11 protein-coding genes are annotated in these 21310 nt (G+C 49.4%); 5 read left to right on the top strand and 6 right to left on the bottom strand.

The features are described from left to right. Positions 1 to 12 precede the first annotated feature (12 nt). From B5Z18_RS03500 to B5Z18_RS03510, 3 genes are read left to right on the top strand one after another with little or no spacing between them, the layout of a single operon-like run. A complete protein-coding gene (locus tag B5Z18_RS03500) occupies positions 13 to 3426 on the top strand; it encodes a SusC/RagA family TonB-linked outer membrane protein (protein ID WP_079468003.1) in 3414 nt (1137 codons plus the stop codon). Between the two features lie 22 nt (positions 3427 to 3448). After that, a complete protein-coding gene (locus B5Z18_RS03505; RefSeq protein WP_079468004.1) occupies positions 3449 to 4900 on the top strand; it encodes a RagB/SusD family nutrient uptake outer membrane protein in 1452 nt (483 codons plus the stop codon). Next, entirely contained in the window at positions 4900 to 7140 is a 2241-nt protein-coding gene (locus tag B5Z18_RS03510; protein ID WP_079468005.1) for a GH92 family glycosyl hydrolase, read from the top strand. Before B5Z18_RS03505 ends, B5Z18_RS03510 begins: the two co-directional genes overlap by 1 nt. Positions 7141 to 7205: 65 nt before the next feature. Here B5Z18_RS03510 and B5Z18_RS03515 read toward each other — a convergent pair whose 3' ends face one another. Further along, a complete protein-coding gene (locus B5Z18_RS03515; RefSeq protein ID WP_079468006.1) occupies positions 7206 to 8348 on the bottom strand; it encodes a glycoside hydrolase family 130 protein in 1143 nt (380 codons plus the stop codon). Between the two features lie 95 nt (positions 8349 to 8443). On the opposite strand from B5Z18_RS03515, the gene B5Z18_RS03520 reads away from it, so the two are divergent. Continuing rightward, positions 8444 to 11842: an ATP-binding protein gene (locus tag B5Z18_RS03520; RefSeq protein WP_200817194.1), complete on the top strand. Its 3399-nt coding sequence runs from the start codon at positions 8444 to 8446 to the stop codon at positions 11840 to 11842. A 171-nt stretch (positions 11843 to 12013) separates the two neighbouring features. After that, on the top strand, positions 12014 to 12556 hold the full coding sequence (locus B5Z18_RS03525; protein WP_133256209.1) for a hypothetical protein: 543 nt from the start codon (positions 12014 to 12016) through the stop codon (positions 12554 to 12556). 45 nt (positions 12557 to 12601) lie between these two features. Here the strand turns inward: B5Z18_RS03525 and B5Z18_RS03530 are convergent, their stop codons facing one another. The 5 genes from B5Z18_RS03530 to B5Z18_RS03550 form a co-directional block, all read right to left on the bottom strand. Beyond that, positions 12602 to 14017 carry a GDSL-type esterase/lipase family protein gene (locus B5Z18_RS03530; protein WP_079468008.1) on the bottom strand — a complete coding sequence of 472 codons (1416 nt, stop codon included), beginning with the start codon at positions 14015 to 14017 and terminating at the stop codon, positions 12602 to 12604. A gap of 156 nt (positions 14018 to 14173) precedes the next feature. Then, a complete protein-coding gene (locus tag B5Z18_RS03535; RefSeq protein ID WP_079468009.1) occupies positions 14174 to 16348 on the bottom strand; it encodes an FN3 associated domain-containing protein in 2175 nt (724 codons plus the stop codon). Then, entirely contained in the window at positions 16348 to 17373 is a 1026-nt protein-coding gene (locus B5Z18_RS03540; protein WP_079468010.1) for an NHL repeat-containing protein, read from the bottom strand. The genes B5Z18_RS03535 and B5Z18_RS03540 overlap by 1 nt, the downstream gene beginning before the upstream one ends. Positions 17374 to 17389: 16 nt before the next feature. Continuing rightward, positions 17390 to 18844, bottom strand: coding sequence for a DUF1501 domain-containing protein (locus B5Z18_RS03545; protein WP_079468011.1), 1455 nt, complete (start codon positions 18842 to 18844; stop codon positions 17390 to 17392). 21 nt (positions 18845 to 18865) lie between these two features. Continuing rightward, positions 18866 to 21184: a PSD1 and planctomycete cytochrome C domain-containing protein gene (locus tag B5Z18_RS03550; RefSeq protein ID WP_079468012.1), complete on the bottom strand. Its 2319-nt coding sequence runs from the start codon at positions 21182 to 21184 to the stop codon at positions 18866 to 18868. Between the last annotated feature and the right edge of the window lie 126 nt (positions 21185 to 21310).

The following is a 21310-nucleotide window of genomic DNA, read 5'->3' on the forward strand; positions in this document are numbered from 1 at the left end:
TTTGCGTATTATATGAAACTAAGTTGCTTACTCGCCTCTGCTTTTCTTTTCGGCATCAATATGCTGATTGCTGCTCCCGGCAAAGCGCAGCGATTGGAAGAAGTAGAAGTCACCGTAAACCTGAAACGGCAATCCCTGAAGGAAGGTATTAAGCAAATCCAGCAGCAAAGCGCTTTTAAATTTGCTTATGTAGCCGCACAGCTTTCTCCCTATGATGATATTACTTTGCCCGCAGAACGGAGATCCGTGCTGCAAACGCTCAACCTGCTGCTGCAAAACACCGCCCTTACCTGGTCGCTGAACGCCAATACCATTGTGATTACCGAGAAGCGGGCGGCAGATCCCGCACTATCCGCGCGTGTGATTACCGTTAGCGGAAAGGTGACCGATGAAAAAGGCAACGGGCTTCCCAATGTAACCATCACCATCAAAAACGGAGGTGGCGGGGCTATTACAGATGTTAACGGTCATTTTACCATCCGGGTGCCCGATGAAAAGACCATCGTTATTTTTAGTATGATCGGGTATACATCTGTGGAAATAGCCGCCGGCAGCGCTACCCCGCTGAATATTATTTTGAAAGAAGAAACCCGCTCGCTCAACAACGTGATTGTAGTGGGATACGGCACCCAGAAGAAACGGAATGTTACCGCCGCTATCGCCTCCGTGCCAATGGCCGAAATGCGCGACATGCCCATCTCCAATGTGGCCACGGGTATGCAGGGAAAAATCCCCGGCGTAATTGTACAGCAAACAGGCGGCGCCCCCGGCGCTACCCCCGCTATAAAAGTACGCGGCTTTGGCTCCATCAGTGCAGGCACCAATCCCCTGATTGTAGTAGATGGGAATATTGTGGACGCCAGTGTTTTCAGTAACTTCAGCAGCAACGATATACAAAGCATTGATGTACTGAAAGATGCTTCCTCCACCGCTATCTATGGTTCCAAAGGCTCCAACGGAGTGCTGATAGTAACCACCAAACGCGGAAAATCCGGCAAAACAAGGTTTAACGCCGACGTATATACGGGGTTCCAGGATGTTTCTAAAAAAATAGATGTACTCAACTCGCAGCAGTTTGCAGTATTCTCCAAAGAAGCCTCCAATAACGCTTACCTCGATAACGTACCCGGCGCCAATATATCCGATCCTAACTCCGCCCGGCCAAATTCGTACCTGCGATACCGTTATCCCCGCGGCGATCTGTTTGAGTGGTTCAATTTCGACGATCCGCAGAAAGTAGCCGCCATGCCTACATACGATTACCAGGATATGATTTTCCGCAAAGGGATGATCAACAACTACCAGGTAACCGCCAGCGGCGGCAACGATAACGCACAGTACCTGGTAACCGGTGGCTACCTGAAACAGGATGGCATCATTGAAAAATCGGCCCTCGACCGGTACTCCATCCGCGCGAATGTAGACATCAACGTGACCGAACGTTTCAAGCTGGGCGCCAATATCAACCCGGTATATAAAATCCAGAACGATGTAAACAGTGATGGTCACTGGGCCGGCAACGGTATCATCAACGCTGCTTTATCCGCCGTACCCATGACGCCTGTATGGAACGCGGACCACAGCGCCTATACCTCGCAAGCCGCGCTGGCTACGCCTTATGGCTGGCCTGGCATCACCAACCCTGTAGCCAACATCACCGAAAATCCGAATGAACTGATCACCACCAACCTGCTTACCAACGTGTACGCATCGTACCAGTTCCTGAAAGATTTCAGTTACCGCGCTACCGGTAATTTCAACGTAGGCTCCACCAGGAGGAATGCTTACAAAACTTCCCGCATGCCGCTGAACCAGATACTGCCGCCTACACAGGCCGTGGGTGAAGCTTCTTCTGACCAAACCACCAGCTGGCTGTTTAACCAGACCCTTAACTATACCAAAGCTGCCGGACCGCATAACATCGATGTATTGTTAGGTATGGAGGCGTATAAATATCAATACCAGAGGAGTCAGGCCATTGGTACTTCTTATGCCAACGACGTAGTGCCTACGCTGAACGCTGCCGGTTTACCAAGTACAGTCAGTTCTTTCAGAACCGCCAATACTTCCACCTCCTACTTTGGCCGCGCTACCTATAATTATAAAGAAAAGTACATCGCCAATGTATCCCTCCGTGCAGACGGATCTTCTATCTTCGGCAGCAAAAACAGGTGGGGTGTATTCCCTGCGGGCTCTGTGGGATGGGTGCTGACAGAAGAACCATTTATGAAAAATATCCCGGTGATCTCCAACGCCAAACTGCGCGTGAGCTACGGACTGGCGGGTAATAACCAGTACACCGACAACTATCCTTACCTCGCCACGCTGGAAGCAGATAACTACAGCTTCAACAACTCGCTGGTAAATGGTTTGGGTGCAGCCTCGCTTGGCAATGATGAACTGGGCTGGGAAAAAAGCAAACAGTTCGACGCCGGTATTGATATCGGATTCTTCCACGAAAGAATTGGCATTGGTATCGATTACTATAAAAGAAATACCAACGACCTCCTGCTGGCCGTAAACGTGCCTACCATCACCGGTTTCAGCACCGCCGTTAAAAACATTGGCGCCATAGAAAATAAGGGCTGGGAATTTTCCCTCGCTACCCGCAATCTTACCGGGGCCTTTACCTGGAATACCAATGCAACGCTTTCCTTTAACCGCAATACCGTGGTGGCACTGGGTCCTACGGGAGATCCCATCCGCAGTAATTCCGGCGTAAATGAAACCAATATCACGATGATCGGCAAACCGATCGGTAACATCTATGGATACAAACAGATAGGTATTTTCCAGAACCAGGCCGACCTGGATAAATTTCCGCATGACCTCACTTCCAGACCCGGTGATGTGAAGTATGAAGATGTAAATAAAGATGGAAAGATCACGGCAGATGACCGTACGATAATAGGTAACAGTCAGCCTGATTTTATTTACGGCCTCACCAACACCTTCCGCTATAAGAACTTCGACCTGATGGTAGCCATACAGGGCCAGCAGGGCGGACAGATACTGAACCTCAGCCGCCGTTTCTTTGAGAACGTAGAAGGCAGCGCCAACCAGCTCACCACGGTATTGAACCGCTGGCAGTCGGAAGACAAACCAGGCAACGGTATCATTCCCCGTGCCAACCAGCGCACCACCGGCAACAACAACGCCATCTCCAGCCGCTGGGTGGAAGATGCCACCTACCTGCGTATTCAGAACGTAAGTATCGGCTACCAGTTACCGGAAAAAATATTGCAGCACATCCGGTTGCAACAGGCCAGGATCTACCTGTCGGCTCAAAACCTGTACACCTTCACCGACTACCTGAACTATAACCCGGAAGTAAGTAATTACGAAGGCGCTTTAACCAGTGGCGTTGATTATGGCCGTTATCCGCTGGCCAGAACATTTGTAGTTGGTGTAAATATCGGATTCTGATCTTCCTAAAAAATTAAAGAACATGCGCACAAATTATCTATACATATTCCTCGCAGCAGCTGTTTCATTTACGGCCTGCAAAAAGAGCTTCCTGGAACAGCTCCCGCCTTCCACGGCCACTACGGAAAACTTCTACAAAACAGCCGACGATTTTAAAAATGCACTCAATGCCAACTATGGCTCGTTGCAGTCCGGCGGCGTATTTGGCAACGCGTACATCTACGGCGATATTCCATCCGATAATAACTTCCCGGTACCTTCCGGCTCTGTAACAGACCAGGATGAATTTGACCGGTTCTATATTAAAACCACCAATCCCTTTGTAGCCAACCGCTGGAACGACAGCTACAAAGCCATTTCCCGCAGCAACACCATCCTGTCGAGGATTGCGCCGATAGCCATGAGTGATTCACTGAAGAAACGCTTCACCGCTGAAGCACAGTTTCTCCGGGCGCTGGTATACTTTAACCTGGTGCGTTCCTTTGGTGATGTGCCATTGGTGGTAACGGAAATCACCAATGCCAACCAGGCATATGAATATACCCGTGATCCGGCAGCCAGCGTATACGCACAAATTGAAGCCGACCTCAAAGCCGCCGAAGCCGCATTGCCGGTAAGTTACACCGGCGGCGATATAGGCAGGGCCACCAGCGGCGCCGCCAAAGCGTTGCTGGGAAAGGTATTGCTCACGCAACATAAATATCCCGATGCTGCCGCAAAGCTGAAAGAAGTAATCAGCTCCGGCACTTACGCCATACTGGATAAATATGCCGACGTTTTTGATGTAAGCAAGAAAAATAACAAGGAGTCTGTTTTTGATGTACAATATAAATCCGGTGGCGTAAAAGAAGGCAACCCACTACCTAACTCTTTCGCGCCCGAAAACTCCGGCGATGCGGTAGTGAAGTTTGGCGGCGATGGCAACAACCAGCCTACCCCCGATATGGAAAACGCCTATGAAGCCGGCGACACCAGGAAGAGCTTTTCGATGGCTACTTCTTATGTAAATGCCAGCGGAGCTACCGTAAATTATTATTTTGTGAAGAAGTACTTTGATGTACCTGCCACCAAAAACGACAATGGTAACAACTTCCCGGTGATCCGTTATGCAGATGTTGTATTGATGTATGCAGAAGCGCTTAATGAAATAGGCTACCAGGGCGGCGGAGAAGCGTTCACTTACCTGAACATCATCCGCAAAAGAGCTGGGCTTGCAGAAAAAACAGCCGCCAACCTGCCCGACCAGGCATCGTTCCGGCTGGCAATAGAAAATGAAAGACGGGTGGAACTGGCGTTTGAAGGCCACCGCTGGTACGACCTGGTGCGCACCGGCAGGGCAATCCCGGTGCTCAACAGCAAAAAGGCACAAATCAGGTTAGTAGCGGACCTTACCAGCGACAACCTCGTAATACCAGTACCACAAAGCCAGATAGATATTAACAAGGATAAGATAAAACAAAACAAAGGATATTGATGGTACGTAAAACCGTTTGTACTTTTTTATGGTTAACAGCTGGTATGGCAAGTGCCTGGGCACAAACCAGCCAGCTGTTGGCTTATGTAGATCCGTTCACCGGCACCTCCAAAAGCACTACACTCACCGCACTGGTTCACGGCGCCGGCACCGAGCAGCTGGCCAACACCATCCCCGCAGTGGGCATGCCTTTTGGCATGACGCAGTGGACCCCGCAAACCAGGCTCACCGAACAGAAATGTGTAGCGCCGTATTACTATACAGACTCCCTTTTCACCGGTTTCCGCGGTACGCACTGGCTCAGCGGCTCCTGTACACAGGACTACGGCAGCATGACCATTATGCCGGTTTGCGGCGAACTTAAAACCAGCCCTAACGATTACGCATCAACGTTTGTAAACACCAGTGAGGTAGCCACGCCTGCTTACTACAGCATCCTGCTGGGTAAAAACAAGATAAAGGCAGAAGTCACTGCCACTGCGCGTTGCAGCATGATGCAATTCAGCTTCACGCAGGATGATGATTGCTATATAGTGATCCGGCCCAACAGCGACCGCGGCAAAGGCGCCGTGTATATCGACCGCCAGCGGCAGGAGATCTCTGGTTACAACCCCGCCTTCCGCATTTACCAGGGACAGGGACAGCCCGCAGGTTTCAGCGGATACTTTGTAGTGCAGTTTGAAGAAGTGTTCACAGATGCAAAAGTATTCCGTGGCAACACGGTGCTGTTGGAAGACAGTATCAAAAACGAGGCAGGCATTGGCAGCGCAGTAAAATTCAACGTGCATAAAGGCAGCGTGATAAGAATACGTGTAGGTACCTCTTTCACCAGTATTGATGCGGCACGGGAAAATCTTGCCGCAGAAATCAATCACTGGGATTTTAACGCACAAACAAAAGCAGGCAGCGATGTGTGGAATAAAGCGTTGGGGAAAATTGAAGTAACCGGTTCTTCCGAAAAAGATAAAAAAATCTTTTATACCGCGCTATATCATACCATGCAGCACCCGCGTCTTTTCAATGATGTAAAAGGCACTTACCCTGCCTTTGCGCAATCATACCAGGTGAAGCAACTGGCGTCAGGCAATTACTACGACGACTTTTCCATGTGGGATATTTACCGCGCGCAACTCCCGCTGTATGAAATACTGGACACCGCGTTGATCAACGACCTGGTACGTTCACTGATCCTGAAAGGTCAACAGGGCGGCTGGTTGCCTATTTTCCCCTGCTGGAATAATTACACCGCCGCAATGGTTGGCGATCATGCTATTCCGTTTATCGCATCGGCTTATAATAAAGGTATCCGCAATTATGATGTGGAAGAAGCATACCGCCTCATGCGGCAAAATGCTTTTGACACCGCTGCCATAGAAGACTATAAAGAAGGTAAGGGCCGCAGGGCATTATCTTCTTACCTGAAATACGGGTATGTACCTTTGGAAGATAACGTGCCGTACGCCTTTCATAGCCGCGAACAGGTGTCGCGCACACTTGAATATGCGTTTGATGATTACGCATTATCTACCGTTGCGAAAGCATTGCATAAGCGAAAGGATTATGCCATCTTAAAGAAAAGGGCCGGCAATTATGCCAATGTATTTGATCCGCAGCTGGGAGATGTAAACGGCCGGTATGCCTCCGGCAAATGGTATGAGCAACCGGACCGGGATAAGAAAATGTTTTTTATCACCGAAGGAACCCCGCGGCAATACGGCTTTTACGTACCGCATGATATTCCCGGGCTTATCAAACTAACCGGTGGAAACAAAAAATTTGAACAGGCACTGGATAGTCTTTTTCTGAAACAACAATACTGGCATGGCAATGAACCCGGTCACCAGATCCCTTTCCTGTACAACTACGTAAACGCGCAAACGAAAACAATAGCGCATACCCGTGAAATCAGGGCAATGGAATACGGCGTAGGGCCGGGAGGGTTATGCGGCAATGACGATGCAGGGCAGATCAGCGCCTGGTATGTATTTACCGCGATGGGCTTTTATCCGGTGAACCCCGTAGCGCCGGAATATGCCATTACCATTCCTGCTTTTGAACGCATTGTTATTCATACCGGCGAGCATACCACCACCACTATCCGTGTAGCTCCAAAAGGCGCACCGGTATTTATCGGCACTATCAAAAAGGATGGAAAACCATACAGCACTACGCGCCTGTTGCATACCGACCTGATGAAGGGCGGCGTATTTGACATTTACCCAACGGATGGCGGACAATGAGTGGTTACCCGCAGCGGAAATTACTCCATAGTTCATCCATCTGTTGCCAGATCACCTGCGGACATCTATGGCAGCGGATCTCCCGGCGCGGGATGTTTGGGATCAAATACGGCCATCCCTACCCTGCTGTCGGCACAGCCATAATATAAAATCCATTTCTTCTTAAAATATACCAGTCCTTCAATGAACACGGTACCTGCGGCATATTGTCCGCTTTTTTCAAATGCCTCCATCGGGCGCAGGAAGGGTACATCCAGGCGGGCAATGGCTTTTTCAGGATTCTGTTTATCAAAAAGTACCTGCCCGGCACTATAGGTATTTGCAGTAAAACGCTGATCACCTTTATCGCCCGGCTGGTTCTTGCCGTTATACAGCAATAGAATGCCTTTATCCGTGATAATAGCCGGTGGGCCGCACTCTGTGAGCCCGCTGTCGAAATAGCCTTTCCTGGGCCTTATAAGCGCTTTTAATGCGCCACTGCTGTCGGTAACAGGTTGCCAGTCGACCAGGTTATCAGACGTAGCGGCAAATACGCCGTGTTCTCCCCAATACATCCAGTACTTACCATTCACTTTTGCAATCACCTGTTTCTTTCCTTTCAGTGCTGTAACGATAGAAGCCGATTTATGCGGCTGATCCACGAAACGGTCGCCGGCTTTCCGGAAGATGGGCCCGTGCTTGGTCCAGTTTACCAGGTCTTTGCTGGTAGCCACTCCCAGCCTCGGCACCTGCCGGTTCCACTGTGTATAGAAGATTACATAAGTACCATCAACGGTAACGGCTACACGGGGATCTTCGCAGCCGCCCGGCCATTCATAGGTTTGCTGATCATCCTTACGCGGGTATAATACCGGTATTCTTTTTCTTTTGAAAGAAGTACCGTTTTTACTTTCCGCATAGCCGATCCGGGAAGTGCGCATGCCTATCTGTATCCCGGATTTATCTTCCGCGCGGTAAAGCACTACTATCTTCCCGGCCTTAACAATGGCAGCGGGGTTAAAGGTGTCGTTCGACTCCCAGTCGACCTCCCTTTGCAGGAGCGAATCATAAAAGTGTGCCGTAGAGTCTGTGCGGATCACGGGGTTTACGCCCGCAGGTCTTACAAAGCCACCCAGCGCCCAATCGGGTAAACGGTTGGTTTGGGCTTTCAGCGGATGCTGCGTAAGGGCTATAGTTGCAGCCAGGAGAAACAGAATCTTGCTATTCAAGGTAGTTTGTTTAAATTGAGCAAGGAAAGGATAAAGATAATCTCCGCATTTGACTCATTCAAACAAAACTACACGTGCCCCTTTAACAAACGCCTATGCAGCATCAAGATCAATTTTTAGCTGGTGGTGGAGAAATGGGCAGGCTGATTCAAAGCATGGATTGGTCAACAACTTCGTTAGGACCGGTCGAATCATGGCCGCAGAGTTTAAAAACAACAGTCAGTCTTTGTCTTTCTTCCACATTTCCCGCTTTAATCGCCTGGGGCCCCGATACCATACAGATCTATAACGATAGCTACCGTCCTATCTGTGGCGATAAACATCCCGTGTCTATGGGGCAGAGCTTCCGGGTATGCTGGGAAACAGCGCTGCCGGTAGTGGGTGATGCTTTTACCCGCGGACAATCAGGTGAAGGCACCTATATCAAAGACCAGCGGATGTTCCTGGACCGGAACGGCTACCTCGAAGAAGCATTTATGACATTCTCGTTTGCGCCTATACGAAATGAAGCCGGCGAAGTGGGAGGTATTTTTCACACGGTTACCGAAACAACGGATAAAATGCTCGCTGCGCGCCGGACGCAGGTGGTACGTGATTTGTCGGCCCTGATAGGCAAAGCCGAAACTACTGAAAAGATATGTGACGCAATACTGGGAAAAACGATTGACTTCAGCCGGGATATCCCTTTCCTGCTGCTATACCAACTGGACAGTAAGGTGGATAGCCACTGTGTAATAGCTGCTGCCGGAATTAATGCGGTCGCTGCGGGAGTTACCTGGCCTTTTGACGAGGTATTACAATCCCCGCAACCCGGAGTGGTAACGGACCTGAGCAACCGCTTTGGCAATATTTCCTTTGGTCCATACCCCGAAGCGCCACGCAGCGCTGTTGTGCTACCGGTAAATATTGCCGGGCAGCAGCGGCCGTGGGGATTTGTTGTTGCAGGTGTGAGTGCCAGAAGAACGCTGGATGATGCCTATTTAAACTTTTACGAATTACTGGGCAATGCTTTCAGCATCGCCTTTTCCAATGTGCATGCGTATGAACAGGCACAACAGCGCACCGAAGCATTGGCGGCTATTGATAAAGCTAAAACAGCTTTTTTCAATAATGTAAGCCACGAATTCAGAACGCCGCTTACGCTGATGATAGGCCCGCTGGAAGAATTGCTGCAACAACCCCTGCTGCAGCAGCCTCCATATAAAATTAACCTGGACGCCACTTATCGTAATACACACCGCCTGTTGAAACTGGTAAACAACCTGCTGGATGTAAGCCGGGTAGAAGCCAACCGGTTAAAGGCGGTATACCAGCCGGTAAACCTGGCAACACTCACCACCGATCTGGCCAGTAGCTTCCAGTCGATCATCGAAAAAGCAGGTATGCAACTGAATATCGATTGCGTTTCCACCCGGCCGGTGTATATAGATGTGGAAATATGGGAGAAGATCATCCTGAACCTGCTCTCCAATGCGTTTAAATTTACGTTGGAAGGCAGTATCAGCGTGATACTCCGTGAAACTGAAACATCCGCCATTCTCCAGGTAAAAGATACTGGCGTAGGCATACCTGAAAAAGAATTACCACATATGTTTGAGCGGTTTCACCGGGTGGAAAACAGTCCCGGTCGCACACATGAGGGATCTGGTATCGGGTTGTCGCTGGTGAGCGAACTGGTACGGCTACACGCCGGCACCATCAGCGTGGAAAGTTCAGAAGGCACGGGCACAACTTTTACCATACACCTGCCCTTCGGTAATGATCATCTTCCCCGGGAACAGATCTCCGAAACCGGGAAACATACAGATACCCTGCTGTTAAAAGGCGCTTTTCTGAAAGAGGCATACAGCCTGCTGGACAACGACAGCCCTCCAACACATGAGGGGCATTATATGCCCGAAATGGGGCACTGGGAAGTAACAGAAACCGCCGGCAGCCCCGAACGGGCGCATGTGCTCATCGTGGATAATAACGCGGATATGCGTAACTACCTGGCACGGCTACTCGAAAAGTATTTTTATATCACCACTGCCAAAAACGGGTTGGAAGCGCTGGAGCAAGTGGAGCGTAACAAACCTGATCTTATCCTCAGCGATATCATGATGCCGGTGATGAATGGAAAAGATCTGCTGGAACGGGTACGTGGCAACCCGGTTACCGCGCAGATACCTGTTATCTTTCTTTCCGCACGTGCAGGTGGCGAAGCCCGTATCGACGGACTGGAAGCCGGTGCAGACGACTACCTGGTGAAACCCTTTTCGGCCGGGGAACTGCTCACAAAAGTAAAAGCGCATATTAAAATTCTGCAACTGCGTAACCATGCGGAGCAGCAACTGAAAAATTTATTTGAACAGGCGCCGGTGGCCATCTGTTTATTGAAAGGACTGTTAATGAATATTGAGGTGGCCAACGAAATACAATTGCAGTACTGGGGCAGAACCGCTGAAGAAGTAATGCAGAAACCATTACTGGAAGCCCTGCCCGAGCTGAAATCACAGGGAATGGAAAGTATGATAGAGAAAGCATACGTCACCGGCAAAAGGTATATTACCGGTGAACTGCCGCTAAAGATCGTACGTTTTGGTAAAGCCGAAGATATTATTGTCAGGATTACATTTGAACCGCTGTATGAAGAAAGTGGCAATGTTTCCGGCATCATGTGTGTTACCAATGACATCACCCATTTTGTAGCCGCACGTGAAGCTGCCAGGAATTATTCAGATAAACTGGAATTTCATGTGGAAGACCGCACCACAGCATTAAAAGTGGCCAATGAAGAATTAAAACGGACCAACAGGGAATTGGAGGACTTTGTATTTATATCGAGCCATGACCTGCAGGAGCCCTTGCGTAAAATTCAAACCTTTGGCAACATTGCTATGAGCGCCGAAGCGGCACAACAGCCGGTAAAAGAGTACCTGGAAAAAATGATCGCTTCTGCTTCGCGCATGTCCGGGCTGATCAAAGACCTTCTGAATTATTCAAAACTGAATAAAAGTGACGATCCGTTTATTGAAACAGACCTGAATGTTGTTATGGAACAGGTACTGAGTGATCTTGAACCCGGTTTAAGGAAAAGGAATGCGCATATTGAAATATCACCGCTTCCACACATAAAAGCGGTTCCATTACAGATGAATCAGCTCTTTCATAACCTGCTTGATAATTCCCTGAAGTTTAATGAGCAGGAACCGGTGATCCGCGTAAGCGTGAGCATCATATCACCGGAAAAACAAGCTGCGGTTCCAAGACTGGAGGCAGACAAACAGTATTATGAGCTGGTATTCCGCGACAACGGTATCGGCTTTGAGCAGAAATACGCCGACCAGGTATTCACTATTTTCAAGCGTTTGGTGAAGCCTTCCGAATATCCCGGTTCGGGTATCGGGTTAACCATTTGCCGCAAAGTGGTATTGAATCATGGAGGGTATATTTATCCTGAATCGCAGTTGAATGAGGGCACTACGTTTTATGTATACCTGCCGGTTTTGTAAGGAGGTTATTATATTTTTGTATGTTGATGGTGAAGATGAAATAACTTCTTTTCCGGAGATTTTTAATGATTTTTATCATGTCTTCACAAGAAATTATCGGCTATTTTTGCTAACTTAATAATGGCACCAAAACAAGATCAACATATGCAATACTGTAGCAGAATTTTTTACATGATCTGCTTATTGATGTGTATCAATGTAGCAGCAGACGCGCAAAAGAAGATCACCGGCATTTACCGCAGCATGGATGATTATTTGGCTAATGAGTTGAGTTACACCAAAGATAACGGCAACAAAGCGCCCAGGATCCATCTGCATACGCTTGCGCCTAAAAGTTATGTCACCCTGCAGCATAACGGCAGGAATATTCATATCAACAAAAATGAAATATTTGCTTATCAGCTCGCAAATGGTGATGTATACCGGGTAGAAGGTAATCATAGTTACCAGATCCTGAATAAAAACCCGCAATTATTGCTGTATAAGAGAAAAATACCTGCTTCTCCGAAAGCCGGTCCGGAAGATCAGTACAAAATGTACTTCTCCGCTCCGAATGGTAAAATACAAACGCTGACCGCCTGGAATGTGAAACAGGCTTTCCCCGCGCATGAAACACTGGCGGATCAGATGGACGCCCAGTTTAAGCGTGATGCAGAACTGCTCACCTACGACCGGTTCCGTGGTATGTATAAACTGGAGTGGCTCGTAAAATAAATTACTGACAGTTAGCTTCCGGCACAATACCGGAAGCTAACTGTTTTACTTTACCGCTTTTAAGATAAAATCCACAATGGGCGTAGGGTCCGGGAAACTATGCGGATGATGGGCAAATCCCGGTTTATGCATCACCGTTATATCCCCCTTCAGCGCTTTTATTTTCTCTTCAAATGGCAATGTGTTTTCCGCCGGTGGCACATCTGTATCCGCATCTGCCAACACATGCAGCATCGGGTATTTTCCCTTTACAATTTCCTTTGTTTTATAGAGCGGACTTCCTTTAAACAACATAGCAGCACTATCGGAAGTAAAACCATAATCCTTTTTGAAAGCTTCCCATTCGTTACGTTTTGTGAACTGTTTTTTAAACTGGCTGCCTGGCCAGCTGCACAGGTCTATCACCGGGTTATCTACGTACACGGCCGCTACCTTATCCGGATTTTCAGCCGCCCAGTTGTACACATAAACCGCTCCCCTGCTCATGCCTTCCATCACTGTTTTACGTGCCAGTCCGGCTTTGCGCAACAATGAGTAATAGCCGTTCCATAATTGTATGGCTTCCTTATTGCCAAACAGTTCCGCCACATCGCAATACACCACATGATAACCTCTTTCCAGCAGGGCAATATCTGTTTGCGGTTCATGGCCCCAGAAACGGGCGCGCCAGATCCACGGATGCCCGGCAGCCGCAAACTTAGGCGCTACCACTTTACAGGCGCGCCCGCTGAACTCAAAATCCGCGCAACGGTATCCATAAAATGAGGTGATCTTTTTATCGCCCGGCAGGTGGTTGATAGCGTTAAAAGCCGTATCCCGCACCGGGTGCAGCACTTCAAAAAGTGTTTTCGCCATCAGCGTGGTACCCGTTAGTTCAGGATGAATACCATCCGGCATAAGTCCGGGTTTACCGATCAACAGCGCATTCAGGTTTACCAGCTCCAGGTTTTCATCATAAGCCACCTGTCTTACCTTTGGTAAAATCTGTGTTGTAATAACCGGGTCCCAGATCTGGGTAGTGTCTTTCACAAAGGAAACAATGGGCTGCAACAGGAGGATACGCGGATGCGAAGGCAATGCCCGGAATGCCCGGATCATGTCGTGGTAATCCGATTCGTATTCATCGAGATGTATGCGGTTAATCAGCTTGCTGTCGTTGCCGCCCAGGTCGATCAGCACAATGTCTGGTTCACTTGCCAGCGCAGCTTTATACTCCGGCGTATTCCAATAGGGATGATCCCCTTTTTTGAGTAAGGTGGTGCTGCTTACGCCATAGTTGGTGACCTCAAAGCCTGGCCCCAGCAGCTTTCCCAGCTGCGCCGGGTAGGATTCCGTTTCAGGATGTTGCAGGCGGGCGCCCGCACAGATGCTTGCACCCAGGCAGGCGATCTTTACCCGTTGTGCCAACAGCGGCACATGATAAAACAAGATCAATAAAAAAATAAGATACCTGGACTTCATGAGTGAAAATTATACGTGGAATAATGGAATGTTAAGATAATATTTACTTTTATCATTCCACGTATTCCCCTGCTTCACCAAAAAGTAACCGGTGGCCAGGTAAATACCTGCCACCGGTGGTTTATTTTCAATGTTCGCTGTTGCGGATTATAACCGCTAATTCAATAACACTTCATCTGCAAATGCCCATCCGCGGCCTCCTTTGCCAGGATGCCAGCCTGGTATTTTCAGCAAAGGCTCCATTACCAGCTTCACACAGGAAACGGTGGTAAGCGGGAAAGCGGCTGCTATTTCCATTGAAGCCGCAGGATCGTCTTTTTTCCCTGCAGCGGGAATGATCCGTTTCAATAGTTTCAGGTGTTGTGCATCTGCACCACCCCATATTTCTATTTTAGCGGGAGGGAAAATATACCCGTTGATATTTCGTAAGATACCTACCGACACTGACTGCAGGGGTACGGGCTGTTTGAATAGCAGCATAGCTGTCATTGGCTCTTTTACATAGCCCAGCCATTTTCCGTTGCCCTGATCCACGCCACCTTTCTGCCCGTCGCATAAGGTTTTGGCGCCGTTACCGGCATAGCTGCCATCCGGCTGTGTGAGCAATACCACACTGTCAGGGCTATACGAAGATTTGTAAAAACTGAACTGCACCGGGTCGCTGGCATACCAGCCTTTTTTGCAGGCAATGGCACGAATGGTCGTATTACTTTGCAGCAACAGGCTGTCTTTAAACAGGGGTGAATTGATGCTGTCCGGTACCGACCCGTCCGTGGTATAACGGATCTCCACGCCTTTTATCGGGTGCTTCAGCAGCAGCTGCGTGGCACTACGGAAAACGGAAGCGGTGTTCAGCAATAAAGGTTGATTCAGTTTCAGTAGTTGTTTACCATCGTCTGTAAATCCTTTGATGATGGCTACCTGTTTAAATACGGCAGGCAGCTGGTCCAGTTCGGCTGCAGTGAGTGCAGTGTTCCACAGGTACAGCTCCTTCAATGCAGGCGCCGTTTTCAACACCTGTAACTGTTGCAGCGTAACCGGCGTGCCTGACAGGGAAAGACTTTCCAGGTGAGGCAGCTTCGCCAGGGCCGACAGCGTTTGTCCCTTTACGTTAGTAAAGCTCAGGTTCAGCACCCGCAGTTCCGGAAACTGTGCAATGATATTCAGATCGGCATCCTGCACCGGCATCTTCTGCAGGTGCATTTCTATGATCTGTTTTTTCAGCGGCAGCAGTTCTTCTATTGATTTACTGTTGAACTGATCCTTATTATAACAGTTTACAACAAGTGGCGCAACATTCAATGCTATCGGGTAAATAACCCGGTAGTTATTATTCAGCTTTTGCACCAGCTTTTCATCTGCTGCGGCAAAATTGTATACCGGGGCAGTGGAAGCAGCGGGCTGCAACATAGCAGTGGCCAGCAACCGCAGGCTGTCCTTTGCGGGTAATGCAGCTACCTTTGTTTTGAAATCGGCGCCGCCTTTGATCCAGTAATACAACAGGTCTGCTTCTTCCGGTGTGAGCTGTGGTTTTCCTGCCGGCGGCATATGCTTTTTGGCATCCAGTGGCAGATGCAGTCTTTCCATTAACAGGCTCATTTCCGGTTTGCCGGCTACAAACAGTTTGCCGCTCTTTCCTCCTTTCAGGAGTTGCTGCGGCAACTCCATTGCCAGCTCTCCTTTTGCCTTACCTGCGTTGTGGCAGTTCATACATTTTTCCTGCAACACCGGTTTCACCAGATGCTCATATACCAGCGCCTGATCAAAGGGCACCTGTGGTCCTTTTCCAGCGGGACTTACCGGCGCCAGCACAAAGTTTTCGCCGTGCGTAATGTCGGCTCCGAAGTGACCGGTGATCACCAGCAATGCCGCGGTGATAAGGATACCCCCTTTCTGTAACACCGGGCGGCTTTTCTCTGATTGTCCAAACCAGTATAAGAGGGAGGCCAGCCAGCACATGCTCACGCCGCTCCATTTGTGCCACTGTAAAGTGCCGCTGCCGTTGTATCCTTCTTCACCGGATAAAAACAGTCCCATGATAACGGTAACGACTGCACTGAGTGCGCCGGTGAGCAGCAACACCGCCGCCAGCTGTTGTTTCCATGCTTCAGCGGCAGGCTCACGTAAACGGATAAACGTTAAAATGCCTGCCACAAGGATCAGCACAATAGGAAAATGCAGCAACAAGGGATGCATGCGCCCCAGCACCTGCAGCCAGGGAGGTAACACCACCCTGTTGCCAAAGATCACGAGGAAAAGGATAAAAATATTACCGGCAAATAACAGGCTGCTGCCTGCGCTTTGCCATCTGGATGGCTGTTTCACGGTCATTATACCCTCCTGAGTTTATAAGGATACACTTTCCCGGAGGCCCATTGCGCCACGTAGAGGTTCCCGTCGTTGTCCACACATACATCATGCGGATGTACAAATATTTTCTCTGCCTGCTGCATCGGCTCCAGCTTTCCGTTGGTATATACCGGTGCGGTACCTCCAATGTTGGAAACCACCTTATTGTCTTTATCCAGTATCGTTACAAAGCCACTGCCCTCTTTATCCATGTTGGGCGAGCGTAATACTGCGGCATACAGGTGATCACCTTTTATAACCGGGCGGCATACGCAGGCGCCAGGCAGGGCAATTACTTCCTGCAATTGTCCGTCAAGACTGAAGCGTTTAAAGCAATTCCGTGTTCTGTCGGTAACAATAAGCGTAGGTGTGCCTTTGCGATGATCTACTACAATACCGTGGGCATTGTCCAGGTGTTCATCTCCCTGACCTCTTCCTCCAAAATACCCCAACAGCTTACCGTTGCGGTCATAACGCATTACATATTGTGCGCCATAGCCGTCTGCGATATAAAAGTCGCCGTTGTCTGCTACCGTGGTTTCCGTAGGTACAAACTCTTCTTTCTTTTTATACACGCCTGTTTCAGCGGGATAGTCGATGGTCAGCAGGATTTTACCTTCCATCGTGGTTTTATATACCTGGTGTTTTTCGGTATCGGTAATGAACAGGAACTCCGTACCGTTTTCGTTGCTGAGTGTAAGTCCGTGCGCACCGGGGAATTCATGACCCCAGTTTTCCAATAACTTGCCGGATTTATTATAGATGAGGATATTATTCTTTGTTTCGTTGGTAAGCAGGATAATGCGGCCTTTTTTGTCCTGCACCATTTCATGGCAATCTTTCACCGGGTAGCGGCTGCTGTCGAGTGTGCCCCATTTGGTGTCCAGTGCGTAGCGCATGTTATTGTGGCCATATACCGGTCCTTTGGGTTTGGCGAAAAGATCACGGGAAATATAAAAGGAGGCGGTTACTAACGCCGACGTCTGTATGAATTTTCTTCTTTCCATTATAACAGTGTTTTTATCAGGCCATCAATCCCGGGATTACCTTGCCAGCCACGTCTGTGAGGCGGTAGCGGCGTCCCTGGTGTTTAAAAGTTAATTTCTCGTGATCCAGTCCCATCAGGTGTAAAATGGTGGCATGGAAATCATGCACGTGTACCGGGTCTTTCACAATATTGTATCCGAATTCATCTGTTTCACCGTATACGATACCGGGTTTTACGCCACCGCCGGCCATCCAGATGGAGAAGCAGCGTGGATGGTGATCGCGGCCATAATTATCGGCGGTCATTTTACCCTGGCAATAGTTGGTTCTGCCAAATTCGCCGCCCCATATCACCAGCGTTTCATCGAGTAAACCCCGTTGCTTCAGATCGGTGATCAATGCTGCGGAGGCGCGGTCTACATCCTTTGCCTGTCCGGCCATTTCATTAGGCAGGTTGCCATGCTGATCCCAGCCCTGGTGGTATAGCTGGATAAAGCGCACACCGCTTTCAGAGAGCTTCCTCGACAACAGGCAGTTAGCGGCAAAAGTGCCGGGCACCAGGCAATCCGGTCCATACAGCTTAATGATATCATCTGATTCTTTAGAGAGATCAGTGAGTTCGGGTACGGCCGTTTGCATGCGGTAGGCCATTTCGTACTGCTGGATCTTGGTATTGATTTCCGGGTCGCCAAATTCTTTATACGACTGATCATTCAGTGCGGCCAGCTGATCCAGCATCTGGCGGCGATTGGCCATATCAATGCCTTCCGGGTTATTCAGGTACAGCACAGGGCTTTCACCGCTGCTGAACTGAACGCCCTGGTGGATGCTGTCTAAAAATCCGTTGGACCACAACTTGGAGTATACGCCTTGCCCGTTTCCTTTACCTCTCGACAGCAGCACACAAAATGCAGGCAGGTTTTTATTTTCACTGCCGAGGCCATAGCTCATCCAGGAGCCAAAGCTGGCGCGGTTGCCCTGTTGCGCCCCTGTCTGGAAAAAGGTAAGGGCCGGATCATGGTTGATCGCTTCCGTAAACATGGAACGTACAATACAGATGTCGTCCACTATTTTAGCGGTGTGTGGAAACAGATCGCTGATCCAGGCGCGTGCTTCGCCGTACTGGTGAAAATCGTAGTGCGAGCCCACCAGCGGGAAAGACGACTGCCCGGAGGTCATGCCTGTTAAACGCTGTCCCATACGGATAGAGGCCGGTAGTTCCTGTCCCATCATTTCCCGTAGTTTGGGTTTGTAGTCGAAGCTCTCCAATTGTGAAGGCGCTCCGTTCTGGAACAGGTAGATCACCCTTTTTGCTTTGGGTGCAAAGTGCGGCATGCCGGGAATAAAAGGCGCCTCCTCCCCACTGTTTTTGCCAAAGAGGTCAGGTACCAGCAATGAACCCAGTGCGAGGCTGCCCACGCCAAGACTCAGGCGCGACAAGAACTTGCGGCGGTTCATATTCAGGTGGTGTTCTATGAATTCGTTTTTCATCGTCCTTTATTATGCGTGACTTTACGTTTTTGAAAGCGTTTCCTCCAGGTTATAGATGGTGGTGATCACCTGCATCATGGCTGCCCATGAAGCATTATCGAGGTGTTGTGCCATCGGGTATTCGCCGTGTTGCAGCAGCTTTGCTGCGCTGGCCGGCTGTTGTTTGTACAGCTGCTGTTGCTGCTCATAATACTTCTCCAGCAAGGTTAGTTCCTGTGGTTGCGGTGTGCGGCAAACAATTAAACGGAACGCCTGTTGAATATTCCTGGAGGTATTATTATCTTTTTGCAGTAGCCGGGAAGCCAGTACCCTGGAGGCTTCCAGCACAGTAGGATCATTGAGCATGATGAGCGCCTGCAGCGGCGTATTGGTGCTGGCGCGTTTCACTTCGCACTGATCACGGTTGCTGGCGTCAAAGATCATCATGGATGGCGGCGGTACCGTACGTTTAATGAAGGTGTATAGCCCTCTGCGGTAGAGGCTTTCGCCATGATCCTGTTTATAGCTGGCCAAAATTCCCCTGCCGGAAGTAGCCATTTCCCATAAGCCTTTAGGTTGATAAGGTTTTACACTGGGGCCGCCGATTACCGGTACCAGCAGGCCGCTGCTTTTCAGCACCAGGTCACGCACGCCTTCTGCGGGTAGACGGAACCGTGGCCCGCGGGAGAGATAAATATTTTCAGGATCGGCTTTTAGTTTGTCTTTGGAAACAGCGGCCGATTGCCGGTAGGTGGTGGTCATCACCATTTGTTTCATGAGGCGTTTTATATTCCAGCCATGCTGCATAAAGTCCACCGCGAGCCAGTCGAGCAGTTGCGGGTTGGTAGGCAGATCTCCCTGCATCCCGAAGTCGCCGGTGCTTTTCACGATGCCCCTGCCAAATATTTCCTGCCATTGCTGGTTAACGAAAACCCTTGCGGTGAGCGGGTTCCGCTTATCGAACAGCCAGTTGGCCAGTCCGAGGCGGTTGGCCGGGTATTGTTTCACATCAAACGGCAACACCGCGTGTGGCGTTTCCGGTTGCACTTCCAGCGTAGGGTTGTCATAGTTACCACGGCCAAGGATATACGTTTTCCGGGTAGTATCCCTTTCGCCCATTACAGATACAATCAACCTGTTGCTGTCCTGTTTATTAATAAATTTCAGCACGCCATTGAGATCTTCTTTCGTGATCTCCATGTAAGGCGTTTTGGCATAGGTTTCCGGGCCGCCTACTACGGATTGCAGTCCTACTTCCTTTACATTATTAAAGAAGGCGAAAAGTTCATAGTATTCTTTTTGTGAGAACGGATCATACTTGTGATCATGACAGTGGGCGCATTCGATGGTGATGCCGAGCATGCTTTTACCAAATGTGTTGGTGCGGTCGGAAACATACTCTATACGGTATTCCTCATCTATTACGCCGCCTTCTTCCGTGATTTTATGATTGCGGTTAAAGCCGGACGCCAGCAGTTGTTCGCGGGTGGCGCCGGGGATCATGTCTCCGGCAATCTGCCAGGTAATAAAATCTTTGTAAGACAGATTTTCATTGAATGCGTGGATCACCCAATCACGCCAGGGCCACATGGTGCGGTAGTTATCGTCCTGGTAGCCGTGCGAATCAGCATAACGGGCCACATCCATCCAGTGTACCGCCATCTTTTCGCCATAGGCGCTGTCCTGCAGCAGTTCATCTACCATGCGTTCGTAACCCGCGTCGCTGGTGTCTTTGGCAAAGCGTTCCATTCTTTCAGGAGATGGAGGCAGGCCGGTAAGGTCGAGGCAAAGGCGTTTGAGCAGTCTTTCATGATCCGCTGCCGGGTTGGGTTCCAGCCCTTTTTCCTCCATGCGGGCCAATACAAAATGGTCTATTTCGTTACGTGCCCATTTCTCTTTGTTCACTTTGGGCAGTGCGGGTGTTACCGGCGCCACGAAGGCCCAGTGCGGTTTATACTTTGCGCCTTGTTTGATCCATTTTTCAATCAGTTTTACTTCATAGTTGCTGAGCGACATATTGGAGGATGGCGGCGGCATGCGCATCGAAGTATCTGTGGTGCTGATGCGCTGATACAATACAGAAGCCATAGGGTTACCGGGTACCAGCGCGTGTGCGCCCGGTGTTTCACGCAGCGCTTTATAGGCACTGTCGGCAATATCGAGGCGCAGACCGGCTTCCCGTTTATTGGCATCCGGACCGTGGCAGGCATAGCACTTATCTGACAAGATAGGGCGGATGTCAAAATTGTAGTCTACAATTTCAGGTAATTTCTCCTGCTGATTACCGGGTGTATCGCCATTGTTACACGCGTATAAAAAGGCAAGAGAGCAGATGGTGAGTCTGACACAACGTTGGAACATAATTTTCTTCAATTAATTGTGCACTGTACTTGTACGACGGGGAGGCCCGTCAATCATTACTATAGCTATCTGGTTGTTAATAATGGTAAATATCGGGTATAATAACACGCCATTTTGATAGTATTT

Source organism: Chitinophaga ginsengisegetis, from assembly GCF_900168065.1.
Taxonomy (GTDB): Bacteria; Bacteroidota; Bacteroidia; order Chitinophagales; family Chitinophagaceae; genus Chitinophaga; species Chitinophaga ginsengisegetis.

What these genes read in the sequence shown, in the direction of transcription:
- B5Z18_RS03550 (WP_079468012.1), bottom strand. Translation starts at nt 21,184, where the DNA reads ATGTTCCAACGTTGTGTCAGACTCACCATCTGCTCTCTTGCCTTTTTA.
- B5Z18_RS03510 (WP_079468005.1), top strand. Translation starts at nt 4,900, where the DNA reads ATGGTACGTAAAACCGTTTGTACTTTTTTATGGTTAACAGCTGGTATG.
- B5Z18_RS03500 (WP_079468003.1), top strand. Translation starts at nt 13, where the DNA reads ATGAAACTAAGTTGCTTACTCGCCTCTGCTTTTCTTTTCGGCATCAAT.
- B5Z18_RS03530 (WP_079468008.1), bottom strand. Translation starts at nt 14,017, where the DNA reads ATGAAGTCCAGGTATCTTATTTTTTTATTGATCTTGTTTTATCATGTG.
- B5Z18_RS03545 (WP_079468011.1), bottom strand. Translation starts at nt 18,844, where the DNA reads ATGAAAAACGAATTCATAGAACACCACCTGAATATGAACCGCCGCAAG.
- B5Z18_RS03535 (WP_079468009.1), bottom strand. Translation starts at nt 16,348, where the DNA reads ATGACCGTGAAACAGCCATCCAGATGGCAAAGCGCAGGCAGCAGCCTG.
- B5Z18_RS03525 (WP_133256209.1), top strand. Translation starts at nt 12,014, where the DNA reads ATGATCTGCTTATTGATGTGTATCAATGTAGCAGCAGACGCGCAAAAG.
- B5Z18_RS03520 (WP_200817194.1), top strand. Translation starts at nt 8,444, where the DNA reads ATGCAGCATCAAGATCAATTTTTAGCTGGTGGTGGAGAAATGGGCAGG.
- B5Z18_RS03540 (WP_079468010.1), bottom strand. Translation starts at nt 17,373, where the DNA reads ATGGAAAGAAGAAAATTCATACAGACGTCGGCGTTAGTAACCGCCTCC.
- B5Z18_RS03505 (WP_079468004.1), top strand. Translation starts at nt 3,449, where the DNA reads ATGCGCACAAATTATCTATACATATTCCTCGCAGCAGCTGTTTCATTT.